General features: G+C 38.5%; 11 protein-coding genes and 2 pseudogenes. 9 read left to right on the top strand and 4 right to left on the bottom strand.

The window, feature by feature from the left end; all coding sequences use genetic code 11:
• Positions 1-216: 216 nt before the first annotated feature.
• From phrE to M0696_RS12845, 3 genes are all read right to left on the bottom strand, one after another.
• Positions 217-351, bottom strand: coding sequence for a phosphatase RapE inhibitor PhrE (gene phrE / locus M0696_RS12855; protein WP_248602011.1), 135 nt, complete (start codon positions 349-351; stop codon positions 217-219).
• Positions 341-1,468, bottom strand: a complete 1,128-nt coding sequence (rapE, locus tag M0696_RS12850; RefSeq protein ID WP_248602010.1) for a response regulator aspartate phosphatase RapE — start codon at positions 1,466-1,468, stop codon at positions 341-343. The genes phrE and rapE overlap by 11 nt, the downstream gene beginning before the upstream one ends.
• 694 nt (positions 1,469-2,162) lie before the next feature.
• Positions 2,163-2,504 (bottom strand): winged helix-turn-helix transcriptional regulator, encoded by a 342-nt coding sequence (locus M0696_RS12845; RefSeq protein ID WP_248602009.1) that lies wholly within the window; start codon positions 2,502-2,504, stop codon positions 2,163-2,165.
• 267 nt (positions 2,505-2,771) lie between these two features.
• Between M0696_RS12845 and M0696_RS12840 the strand changes: the two genes are divergently transcribed.
• The 8 genes and pseudogenes from M0696_RS12840 to spoIVCA all read left to right on the top strand — a co-directional run bounded on the left by M0696_RS12840 (position 2,772) and on the right by spoIVCA (position 10,884).
• Positions 2,772-3,740 (top strand): zinc-binding alcohol dehydrogenase family protein, encoded by a 969-nt coding sequence (locus M0696_RS12840; RefSeq protein ID WP_248602008.1) that lies wholly within the window; start codon positions 2,772-2,774, stop codon positions 3,738-3,740.
• 20 nt (positions 3,741-3,760) lie between these two features.
• Positions 3,761-4,723: an ABC transporter ATP-binding protein gene (locus M0696_RS12835; RefSeq protein WP_248602007.1), complete on the top strand. Its 963-nt coding sequence runs from the start codon at positions 3,761-3,763 to the stop codon at positions 4,721-4,723.
• A complete protein-coding gene (locus M0696_RS12830; protein ID WP_248602006.1) occupies positions 4,716-6,236 on the top strand; it encodes an ABC transporter permease/substrate-binding protein in 1,521 nt (506 codons plus the stop codon). Before M0696_RS12835 ends, M0696_RS12830 begins: the two co-directional genes overlap by 8 nt.
• A gap of 76 nt (positions 6,237-6,312) precedes the next feature.
• Entirely contained in the window at positions 6,313-7,146 is an 834-nt protein-coding gene (locus M0696_RS12825) for an SPL family radical SAM protein (protein ID WP_248602005.1), read from the top strand.
• A 76-nt stretch (positions 7,147-7,222) separates the two neighbouring features.
• Positions 7,223-7,966 carry an SDR family NAD(P)-dependent oxidoreductase gene (locus M0696_RS12820; protein WP_248602004.1) on the top strand — a complete coding sequence of 248 codons (744 nt, stop codon included), beginning with the start codon at positions 7,223-7,225 and terminating at the stop codon, positions 7,964-7,966.
• A 188-nt stretch (positions 7,967-8,154) separates the two neighbouring features.
• Entirely contained in the window at positions 8,155-9,027 is an 873-nt protein-coding gene (locus M0696_RS12815) for an alpha/beta fold hydrolase (RefSeq protein WP_248602003.1), read from the top strand.
• A gap of 260 nt (positions 9,028-9,287) precedes the next feature.
• Positions 9,288-9,466 (top strand): annotated as a pseudogene (locus tag M0696_RS12810) (hypothetical protein).
• Positions 9,424-10,884, top strand: coding sequence for a site-specific DNA recombinase SpoIVCA (gene spoIVCA / locus M0696_RS12805; protein WP_248602773.1), 1,461 nt, complete (start codon positions 9,424-9,426; stop codon positions 10,882-10,884). Before M0696_RS12810 ends, spoIVCA begins: the two are co-directional and overlap by 43 nt.
• Positions 10,885-10,911: 27 nt before the next feature.
• Here spoIVCA and M0696_RS12800 read toward each other — a convergent pair.
• Positions 10,912-11,262, bottom strand: a pseudogene (locus M0696_RS12800) (sigma-70 family RNA polymerase sigma factor); the annotation flags it as partial.
• 194 nt (positions 11,263-11,456) lie between these two features.
• Between M0696_RS12800 and M0696_RS12795 the strand changes: the two are divergent.
• On the top strand, positions 11,457-11,867 hold the full coding sequence (locus M0696_RS12795) for a NucA/NucB deoxyribonuclease domain-containing protein (RefSeq protein WP_084993633.1): 411 nt from the start codon (positions 11,457-11,459) through the stop codon (positions 11,865-11,867).
• Positions 11,868-11,887 lie beyond the last annotated feature (20 nt).

Here is an 11,887-nt window from a genome sequence, read left to right as displayed (position 1 = left end):
CCCTCTCATTTAATTATATAACAAAATATTACCATGGAGGAATGATGAAACTAAGTGTTATGTGGATCAAAGGGTGGAAATGAATCATTCGATCTGTGTCTTTTGATCTAGTTTTTGGGGTTTGACCAGCTTTTGTGAAATGCTTTTCATGGCTAAAATAAGAAAAAGCCGTTATTCAACGGCTAAAGGGAATTAGAACTAATGTTGTTTATCGAATCAAACAAGGAATTCATGAGTAGGTGCTAGAGTTACATTCCGGGATGCTTCCTTCATTTCGCCATTAGACATAGATCCGAAAAAAACAAGTCCAATTAAAACGGCGGATAAACTGATAAACAATTTAGATTTCATACATGCATTCCCCTTTCGATATTTGCTTTTGAGCATATACCATCTTCTTGAAACAGATGATACTATCCTCTATTTTTCCATTATAATCGAAAAGGTTGCCTCCTAACAATGCCAGCTCTTCCAGATAAGGGTATCCTTTGCCATTCTCTAAACGAGAAAAAATGTTGAGAAGTTTAGGTGTATCGCCATTTCTTATATAAAGAACGTCTAATGCTTCAAATAAGTTCATAAAAAGTTCGTCTTTAAAATCTACAGCACTTCTGATTCCTTTGCGGAAGCAATCCATTGCTTGTTCTTTTTTGCCTTGTTTAAAATAAATCAACGATAGGTCATGATAAGCTTGCGGAAGTACGTCAGAGTTTATTTTTCTGTATTGAACCAAAGCTTGTTCGATGTAACGTGCAGCCTTATTTAGGTTGTCCATTTTGTGATAGCAGTTACCGAGATTGAAAAATGCGGTGGCATATATGTGAGTATTTTTACTTTTAAGCAGCTCAGCACCTTTTAAAGCTTCTTGAAGGTGGGGGAGAGCTTTTTCATGATTTTCAAGGTCATCGTAGTTGCCAGCAATAACAAAATGGCACTGAATACGCCTAACGGAATAAAGCTCATGTTTTTTATAGATGTTGTATGAAAGTTCAGCGTAGTGCATTGAGATGTGAGTCATTTTCATATGATAATAGACTTCGGATAACTTAAAATAAAACTCAGCTTTTTCAATCTTGTCGGAGATCGTTGGAATTTTGCGTTCAGCTTTTTTGTAATATGTAATGGCCTTTGTGTATTCACCGTTTCTAAACTCATACATCCCGCGGAAGAAGTTATAATAATACGCTCGCATATTGTCTAGTTTTTTCTTATGCCCTTCGATTTTCTTCAAATATTCTGAAAGTTCCATTCGGTTTTCATCAGATGGCAGTGTGTATTCCAACATGATCTTATGGCGAAAGGCCATTAGTTGATAATAAATAAGCAAATCTTGATCTTCTTCCATAACCTCTATATCACGTTCTATTTCAGCCTTTAACATTTCAGCATCAGTTACGTTGAATTTTTGAATATGCCTATGCCATTCATTAATTTTCATTCCCACTTCAGCTGATGTGATTGATATCAAGATATTCACCCTCCCCTTAACTCTACTAGTACTGTAAATATTAACAAGTTTTTGTTCGCAGAAAAAGGCAATAGGGCACCGCAATTTAAATTTTCGGTGAGACCGCAATAACTTTTTGGTTCTCATGGAAAATCTCTCAAGGGGGAGTGGTATTGGAGATTAGCTCGTGAAAAATCACTATGTAGATGAAGAAAGTTCGTCAAAAGATGATTTTTAAATTGTCCTAGATCTAGTTGGTACATAAAGAGGAAGGGATTAGACCTTCTTTTTTTGGTACTAATAATTGAATAAAACGGTGTTAATTGATGTAGAATGACTTCAAATACTTGAAATGACAGGGTTTTGTAACTGATAGTAAGCTTTCACTATTTTTAGGGCCTAGTGGGTGAATAACCTGTGAAGGTTCAAGTTCTCTCTGCCGCATCACAATATATCCTGGGTTTAATTACCTTTGGTATTATTTTTTATGCGGAAAATACAGTTGTGTAAGAAGGCTTGCTTACTTAAATTCACCAGCTACTTAAAGTTAGTATTACATATATAAATGAATGTTTAATTTGTTTAAAAAATTAGAGAGTGTTTTGCTCCTTACACTCTCTTTTTATGTCTCTTTTAGCCAGATGAAAAAGAAAGTTACAAATGATTAGTTGAGACGTATTTTAGGAAAGTTAAACTGAAACTAAAAGAATAGTTTTCATTTATGTGAATTAACATTTACCCTTTGGTGATAACTTAAACCCCATTCAGCCATTACATCTATAATTGGTCTTAATGTATTACCCAAATCACTGAGATAATACTCTACTCTTGGTGGAACCTCAGCATAAACTTTTCGCTCTATTATTCCATCACCCTCCATTGACCTCAAATTTTGTGTGAGCACTTTCTGGCTAATACCTGGTATACCACTTCTAAGTTCACCAAACCTTTTTGTGCCACTCAATAATTCACGAAGGATTAACAATTTCCATTTATTACCGATCAATCCAACTGTAGTTGCTACCGGACAAAAAGGCAATTCCGTTTTTGTTTCCATAACAGGACCTCCATTAGTTACTAAAAGGTTACTATACAACTTTTAGGTGCCTACTTCACAATAGTTACTAAGGTATTTATCATGATTTTAGGGTTACCGTAAAGCTATGTCAAATGTTCAAATTATCCGTTAAGTTAAAAATTAATAAATATCAACAAAAAATGTGATGAACTAGATCTTTGATAAGGGAATAAATATGGAGGACAATTTTAATATTCACATTGAAAAGGCAAAAAAAAGATTTTTTACAAAAGGAGTGAACGCAAAATGAAAGCAGTTGTACTGGAAAAACCTTGTAGCGCACAGGATCTAGCTGTTCGAGAGGTGCCTATTCCTAAAGTAAAACCAGGCTGGGTACTGGTGAAAATCAAAGCCTTTGGCATCAATAGGTCCGAAATCTTTACTAGACAGGGGGACTCTCCATCTGTAAGGCTGCCACGAATTATTGGGATAGAGTGTGTGGGGGAAATTGCCGACCCTTCTGATAGCACTTTTCAAGAAGGGCAGAGGGTGGTTTCTTTGATGGGCGGCCTTGGGCGTGAACTTGATGGGAGTTACGCGGAGTATGCCCTAATTCCTTCCAATCAGGTTTATCCGATTTGCAATGAGATGGATTGGGTGGAATTGGCGGCCATTCCAGAGATGTATTACACAGCCTACGCTTCACTTTTTGACACTCTGATGTTGAAAAAAGAGGATGCTTTCCTTATTCGCGGCGGTACCAGTTCTGTAGGGTTGGCCGCACTGCAGCTTGCTAAAAGCATTGGAGCGACGGTCATTTCAACGACTCGGGATAAAAATAAAATTGAACGATTAAAACAACATGGTGCTGATTTTGTGTTAGTGGATGATGGGGATATTCAATCACAGCTTTACTCCATGTTTCCACAAGGGGTAAATAAAATTTTAGAACTGGTAGGAACGGTCACTTTGAAAAATTCGTTGGGATTGCTTGCAGAAAAGGGGGTCCTATGCATGACTGGAATTTTAGGCGGCGAGTGGGTGTTAGAGAATTTTGAGCCTATGGTTCACATTCCTTCTGGTGCGTATTTTACCCAATTTGACAGCGGGAAAAATTTTAAAGAGAAATTGCTAAACGATTTATTTCATCATATAAGCAAGTATCAGATAGAAGTGCCTATTGCAAAGGTTTTTACTTTAGATGAGATCAGTCAATCTCATCTCTTAATGGAAAGCAACACTGCAAACGGGAAAATCGTTGTTGTGAATCCGTAAAAAATAGAAGGAGTATAAAAATGATTCGATTTGAAAATGTGTCTAAACAGTTTAATGATGGTACCACTGCGGTTAAGTCATTAAACCTCACGATTAATAAAGGAGAATTTTTTGTTCTAATTGGACCAAGCGGCAGCGGCAAAACCACAACCCTAAAAATGATTAATCGTCTGATCGAGATCTCTGAGGGGAGCATCTTCATTAATGGCAAAAAAATAAGTGAATATGATATCCATGAACTGCGCTGGAGTATCGGTTATGTACTTCAGCAAATTGCCCTATTTCCTCATATGTCTATTGAAGAAAATATAGCTGTTGTACCAGAAATGAAAAAATGGAGTAAGGAAAAAATCAAAAACAGAATAGACGACTTGCTTGATATGGTTGGATTAGACCCTGAAAAATATAGACATAGAAAGCCTAGCGAGCTGTCTGGCGGCCAGCAGCAAAGAATAGGGGTAGTAAGAGCTTTAGCTGCGGATCCGGAGATCGTTCTTATGGATGAACCTTTTAGTGCCTTGGATCCAATAAGCAGAGAGAAGCTGCAAGATGATATTTTAAACCTGCAAAAAACGATCAAGAAAACCATCGTTTTCGTTACTCATGATATGCAAGAAGCTCTTAAGTTAGGCGACCGAATCTCTATTATGAAAGATGGGGAAATTGTGCAAGTCGGTACCCCTAAAGAATTAATTTACCATCCAGTCAATGATTTTGTTAAAGAATTTATTGGAAAAGTGGATTATCACAATGATAAATTTAACCTAGAAACTGTCTTGTCACGAACCCATGATAAGAATCTTGATCTAGAAGGAATACCAGTTATACCGGTTACTAGTTCACTGGAGCAAACCTTAGAATCGTTATCTCAACAAGAGCAAATTGGTGCAGAAAAGGACGGAAAAGTAATTGGCCGTATAGATAGGCAGTCAATCATCCAGCATCTTTTAAACAACTTGAAAGAAGGTGAAAAGAGTGAATAATTTATATGATACCTTCTTAGCAAGAAAAGATGATTTGTTAAACGGGCTGATCCAGCATATTGAAATATCTTTTATTGCCCTCTTTCTAGCGTTGTTAATTGCCGTTCCTATTGGAGTTTACTTAACTAGAAAGAAAAAAGCTGCGGAGGTTGTCATTGGAATCACAGCTGTCTTCCAAACGATTCCGTCATTGGCACTGTTAGGTCTCCTGATACCACTTGTTGGTATCGGAACAATACCCTCTATTATCGCACTTGTCATTTATGCTTTACTGCCCATTTTAAGAAATATCTATACTGGAATAAAGGAAGTTGATCCGAGTTTAATCGAAGCTGCAAAAGGGTTAGGTATGAACAATCGAAGGCTGCTTCTTAAGGTAGAGCTTCCTCTTGCAATGCCTGTGATTATGGCTGGAATAAGAACAGCTATGGTTCTCATTATCGGTACTGCCACGATTGCTTCCCTCATTGGGGCTGGGGGATTAGGTGAATTAATTACGGTGGGGATCAGTAGAAATGATATGGACCTCATCTTATTAGGAGCCATTCCTGCAGCACTCTTAGCTTTGTTTTTTGACTTTTTATTGAGGAAACTTGAAAAATTATCATTTAAGAAAGCATTGGTTTCAATTGTTTCGGTTATTGTCGCAGCTTTCTTAGTCATCACGGTGTCTTCATTTACCCAACCTAAAAAAGCGGAGTTGATTATAGGTGGAAAAATGGGTGTTGAACCAGAGATTTTGATGAATATGTATAAACTATTAATTGAAGAGAATTCCTCCCTTACTGTTGAACTTAAACCGAATATGGGGGGAACAACGTTTGTCTATAATGCCTTAACATCTGGAAATATAGATATCTATCCAGAATTCACGGGAACCGCAATCGTTGACCTTATAAAAGAACAACCAAGAAGCACTGATAGCAGAGAAGTATATGAACAAGCCAGGGAGGGACTTTTAAACAAAAATTTAGTGATGCTTGAGCCAATGAAATATAATAATACCTATGCATTAGCTGTTCCTGCTTCACTGGCAAAACAGTATAATCTAAAGACTATTTCAGACTTAAAACCAATAGAAGGAATGATTGGGGCTGGCTTTACACCTGAGTTCCCAGAACGTGAAGACGGATACCTCGGTATACAAAAACTTTATGGGATCCAATTCTCGAAGATAAACACTATGCAGCCAGAGTTAAGATATGCTGCAGTAAAAAGAGGGGATATAAATTTAATAGATGCCTATTCAACTGATAGTGAGATCCAAAGATATAATCTTACCGTGTTAGAGGATGATAAGCATTTATTTCCTCCATACCAAGGGGCACCCTTGGTAAAAAAAGAGACATTAAAGAAATATCCAGAATTAGAAGAGATAATGAACAAACTAGCTGGTCAAATTACGGATGATGAAATGAGAAAAATGAATTACGAGGTATCTTTAGAGAAGAAAAATGCAAAAAGTGTGGCGAAAGAGTATTTAGAAAGAAATCATTTACTTGAGAAATCATAAAGCTTTCTAATCAAAAAACTCTCATAGGTGCTTTTCTCTAATTATTTTACTCAATCCAAAGAGAGGAGCGACATATATGGGTATTGAAATAAAAGAAGTTATTGCAAAGAAAATTCTTACTGAAGCAAAGGGGTATTTGGACGTTGGATTTACTCATTCGTTAAATCCCTATAGTGGATGTGCGTTTTCTTGCAGATACTGTTATGTAAGAGAAATGCCAATTCAAAAATTCAGAGAAATCCCTTGGGGAGAGTGGTTGGACATCAAAACAAATGCAGCAGAAAACTATCGAAACGAAGTGATAAAACTTCGGAAGAAAAACAAACGTGTGAATGTTTTTATGTCTTCTGCCACGGATCCTTATCAGCCAATCGAACGCAAAGCAAACATTACACGGGGGATAGTAGAAGAAATGATTGAACATCCCCCTGATTTTCTTCAAATTCAAACACGAAGCCCTCTCGTCACAAGGGATACGGATCTGTTAGCAAAACTAAAAGAAAAATGTGATGTTCTTGTATCCATGACCATTGAGACAGATAGAGAAGACATCAAACAACTATTTTCTCCATTTGCACCAGGAATTAAATTACGGGTAAAAGCTTTGAAGGCCATTCGTGAGGCTGGGATATCGACTCAAGCTTCGATTTCCCCTGTTTTACCGTTTACTCCTGAGTTTCCAAAAGTATTGAATGGAATCGTGGATTATATCTGGATCGATACGCTAAGTATTGGAGATGGCTCCATGGGTAAACGTTCAGCAAAATTAGGAATGCCAAAATTATTTAAAGAACATGAATTATCGAAATGGTATCGAAAAGACATACATGTAAAAGTGGAAAATTATTTTAATAAACACTTTCCTAGTGAAATGATAAGAGTTAGCAAAGCAGAAGCCTTCCCACAATAAAGACACTTTTCTACAAGTCAGTGAAAATAGCTGTGGGAAGCACTAACAGATACAAGCAGAGAAGGGAAGAAATAGTATGAATTCAAATCAATCTACAGCCCTGATCACGGGGGGAACAAGTGGTATTGGGCGAGCGGTTGCGGAACAGCTCGCCAAGCTTGGCGTCCATGTCGTAGTTGCAGGGCGAAATGCGGAACGTGGTGAGCAGACGGTTGCTGAAATCCGTGCAACAGGAGGGAAGGCCAATTTTGTACAGACGGATTTGCGGAACGCGCAGAGTACGCGTACTCTCGCAAAGCGTGCAGTCGAGCTTAGTGGCGGTCATGTCGACATCCTGATTAACAACGCTGGAATATATCCATATGGGTTGACGCATGAAACGAAGGAGGAAGATTTTGAACGTGTGTATGCACTAAACGTCAAGGCACCGTATTTCCTAGTCGCTGAATTGGCACCATTGATGGCGGAAAAAGGCAAAGGGGCGATTGTCAATGTATCAACAAATGCTGCCGAGCGTGGAATACGTGGTGTGAGCCTCTACAGCTCAAGTAAAGCGGCTCTCAACAACCTTACAAAGGTGTGGGCAGCTGAATACGGTCCTAGTGGTGTCCGCGTCAATACTGTCAGCCCGGGACCTACTTATACAGAAGGTAATGCTTCAATGAGTGAAACGCTTGCTGAGATGACCTCTCAGATGCCAGCAGGCCGCCCTGCTGCAGCTGCTGAGATTGCTGAGGCGATTGTCTTTCTCGCCACAGATCGTTCCAGCTTCGTATACGGTGCCAAACTTGCCGTAGACGGAGGGTTTACTGCAATCTAACTAAAGGATGTTATCTAAGTATCAAAACACATGAGTAGCGATCTACAAGTTAATTTACTTATATAAGGACTTTTTAATTTCATGCACTTTCTTTAACTCCTAATAATGCATTACACTCTGTCAATTATCTCTGGATAGAAGGATCCATGTAAATCACCTATCCGTAATAAATATAAAGGAGTATAGACATGACAGACAGTTACAAATTACCCGGTAAAGATGGATACTTTACTACAAGTGACGGTGTAAAATTACATTATGTTCGAAAAGGAATTGGTGAGCCCCTAATTATCATTCCAGGATGGGCAGGAAGCGCATATTCTTTCTACTACAATATTGACGATCTTAGTCAAAAGTTTTCAGTTTATATTCTTGAGTCGCGTGCCCATGGAGAATCCGAAGCTGTGGAACATGGGTATCGTCTATCGCGAATAGCCAAGGATGCCCGCGAGTTTTTTCTTTCGATTAATGTAAAAAAAGCTCATTGGATGGGGCACTCAATGGGATGTAGTGTACTGTGGATGTATATAGATTTATTTGGTCAAGATTCGATTGATCACTTAATTTTGGTAGACCAGCCGCCCTTCCTATTAGGTAATCCGGAAAATACGGAAGCAGAAATCAAAGAGCATGGCGGACAAAGAATTGATCTATGGCAAATCTATAACGCATTTCAACATAGTTGGGAGGAAGGTTTAAAAGTTTTTAGCCGTTTTTTTGATCTTGAATTATCCAACAAATATGAGAATCATGATAGAGAAGAAATTTTAGCAAGAGCTTTTGCATGTCATAAAACACACCGTATTCTTGGAAAGCTTCTATTGGATCATCTTACTCAGGACTGGCGTGATATTATCCCTCGTATTACAGTGCCGACCCTATATATAACTGGTGATGTCAGCCATGCCACAAACCTTGATTCAAGCATATGGATTGTTGATGCTATAGGAGATTGCAAATGGATAAGGTTTAGCTCAGAAGAATATGGTACACATTCCATGATGATCAATGCTCCAGAGAAATTTAATAGAGAAGTAATAAAGTTTCTTACAGAAAGTTGATAATTAAAGATTACAAAAGCATTTTTTATTAAGCCGCTTATAGGTCCGGCCTTTGTTGTAAACGCTCATAAAATAACCAGTTGATATGATAGCTTTTATAACAAGCAATACATTATCTTAAGTGGGAGTAGTACAAGTCCAAGAAAACACCGATAACTTCAAACTATCGGTGTTTTTTTATTTTTACTCATCCTCATTTAAAATCACCTCATTAGGACAAACAGTTATTACATAGCATTACCCAAGGGGTGATGCATTTTATGAAGGTGAAAATCATCGAGGGACCGCAAGCTGACAAATGCATTAACGATTGCTATCATTATTTAATAAAACTTTATAGGAAGGAGATCCAGGGTGATAGCAATATATGTAAGAGTATCGACCGAGGAACAAGCGATCAAGGGATCGAGCATCGACAGCCAGATCGAGGCCTGCATAAAGAAAGCAGGGACTAAGGATGTGTTGAAGTATGCCGATGAAGGATTTTCTGGTGAGCTTTTAGAACGTCCTGCTTTGAATCGCTTAAGGGAGGATGCAGGCAAGGGACTTATAAGTCAAGTCATTTGTTATGATCCAGACCGTCTTTCTCGGAAATTAATGAATCAGCTTATCATTGATGATGAACTCCGAAAGCGAAATATACCATTAATATTTGTAAATGGAGAATACGCCAATTCTCCAGAAGGTCAATTATTTTTCGCAATGCGCGGAGCAATCTCAGAATTCGAAAAAGCCAAAATCAAAGAACGGACATCAAGCGGCCGACTTCAAAAAATGAAAAAAGGCATGATCATTAAAGATTCCAAACTATATGGCTATAAATTTGTTAAAGAGAAAAGAACTCTTGAAATATTTGAAGAGGAAGCAAAAATTATTCGAATGATTTTCAACTATTTCACCGATCATAAAAGCCCTTTTTTCGGCAGAGTAAATGGTATTGCTCTACATTTAACTCAGATGGGGGTTAAAACAAAAAAAGGTGCCAAAGTCTGGCACAGGCAGGTTGTTCGACAGATATTAATGAACTCTTCTTATAAGGGTGAACATAAACAGTATAAATATGATACAGAGGGTTCCTATGTTTCAAAACAGGCAGGGAACAAATCTATAATTAAAATAAGACCTGAAGAAGAGCAAATCACTGTGGCAATTCCAGCAATTATTCCACCTGAACAATGGGATTACGCCCAAGAGCTTTTAGGCCAAAGCAAAAGAAAGCACTTGAGTATCAGTCCCCACAATTATTTGTTATCGGGTTTGGTTAGATGCGGGAAATGCGGAAATACCATGACAGGGAAGAAAAGAAAATCACATGGTAAAGACTACTATGTGTATACTTGCCGGAAAAATTATTCTGGCGCAAAGGATCGCGGCTGCGGAAAAGAAATGTCTGAGAATAAATTGAACCGGCATGTATGGGGTGAAATTTTTAAATTCATCACAAATTCTCAAAAGTATGCTTCTTTTAAAGAGATTGAACAATCAAATCACCTGTCTGATGAATTAGAACTTATTCAAAAAGAGATAGAGAAAACAAAAAAAGGCCGCAAGCGTCTTTTAACGCTAATCAGCCTAAGCGATGACGATGATTTAGATATTGATGAAATCAAAGCACAAATTATTGAGCTGCAAAAAAAGCAAAACCAGCTTACTGAAAAGTGTAACGAAATTCAATCAAAAATGAAAGTCCTGGATGATACAAGCTCAAGTGAAAATGCTCTAAAGAGAGCCATCAACTATTTTCAATCAATCGGTGCAGATAACTTAACTCTTGAAGATAAAAAAACAATTGTTAACTTTATCGTGAAAGAAGTTACTGTTGTGGATTCTGACACCGTATATATTGAAACGTATTAAAGAGGGGTGTATGCACCCCCCTTTTGTAATTACAATCTCATTTTCAATACACCGCGCGGCATACGTCGCCAGCTTTGTCCCTTTTCCGGCGGAATAGCTTTCAATTCCTTTGATCAGCCCGATTGTTCCGATGGAGATTAAGTCCTCTGCATCCTCACCTGTATTTTCGAACTTTTTCACAATATGGGCGACCAAGCGAAGATTATGCTCAATTAGCATGTTTCTGGCATGTTCATCCCCTTTAGCCATGAGCTCTAAGTATTTTTTTTCCTCGCTGCTTGAGAGCGGTTGTGGAAAGGCATTGTTTTTCACGTAAGATACTAAAAAGACAAGCTCTTTAACAACAAAGCCGAGCGCTGCGAAAACACCTGTCACCATCGTCACCTCCACAAAAGTATGTAGGCAAAAGCCTATATGTAAATGTATGTGAGCAGGAGGCTGTCTGTGTCTGTACCGGGAAATTTCTCGCAGGGGAGCCTGGCTTTCGTGAGCAGCAGGCCAACTTCAAATTTTAAAAATAATCTTTATCATGCGCCCATACATTGAAATGAACGATGTATGGGGGGATGGGAATGAAAAAATGGATGGCAGGCCTGCTTCTTGCTGCAGCAGTTTTTCTTTGTTTAGTGGTTCCGCAGCCGATCAAGAGCGCTTCTTTGTATGACAAAGTGTTGTATTTTCCGCTGTCTCGTTATCCGGAAACAGGGGATCATATTAGAGATGCGATTACAGAGGGACATTCTGATATTTGTACCATCGACAGGGATGGAGCGGACAAAAGGCGAGAGGAATCATTAAAAGGAATTCCGACGAAGCCGGGCTATGACCGGGATGAGTGGCCAATGGCGGTTTGCGAGGAAGGCGGCGCAGGAGCTGACGTCCGATATGTGACGCCTTCTGATAATCGCGGGGCCGGCTCGTGGGTAGGGAATCAAATGAGTGGTTATCCTGACGGCACCAGAGTGCTGTTTATTGTGCAGTAATCAAGAAGAGGCTCTTTCTT

This window comes from Bacillus rugosus, from assembly GCF_023238245.1.
Lineage (GTDB): Bacteria > Bacillota > Bacilli > Bacillales > Bacillaceae > Bacillus > Bacillus rugosus.
This window is presented reverse-complemented; position numbering and strand designations above follow the sequence as displayed.

Excerpts from the sequence above, each read along its gene's own strand:
- phrE (WP_248602011.1), bottom strand. The coding sequence starts at position 351 with ATGAAATCTAAATTGTTTATCAGTTTATCCGCCGTTTTAATTGGACTT.
- M0696_RS12845 (WP_248602009.1), bottom strand. The coding sequence starts at position 2,504 with ATGGAAACAAAAACGGAATTGCCTTTTTGTCCGGTAGCAACTACAGTT.
- M0696_RS12840 (WP_248602008.1), top strand. The coding sequence starts at position 2,772 with ATGAAAGCAGTTGTACTGGAAAAACCTTGTAGCGCACAGGATCTAGCT.
- M0696_RS12835 (WP_248602007.1), top strand. The coding sequence starts at position 3,761 with ATGATTCGATTTGAAAATGTGTCTAAACAGTTTAATGATGGTACCACT.
- M0696_RS12825 (WP_248602005.1), top strand. The coding sequence starts at position 6,313 with ATGGGTATTGAAATAAAAGAAGTTATTGCAAAGAAAATTCTTACTGAA.
- M0696_RS12820 (WP_248602004.1), top strand. The coding sequence starts at position 7,223 with ATGAATTCAAATCAATCTACAGCCCTGATCACGGGGGGAACAAGTGGT.
- M0696_RS12815 (WP_248602003.1), top strand. The coding sequence starts at position 8,155 with ATGACAGACAGTTACAAATTACCCGGTAAAGATGGATACTTTACTACA.
- M0696_RS12795 (WP_084993633.1), top strand. The coding sequence starts at position 11,457 with ATGAAAAAATGGATGGCAGGCCTGCTTCTTGCTGCAGCAGTTTTTCTT.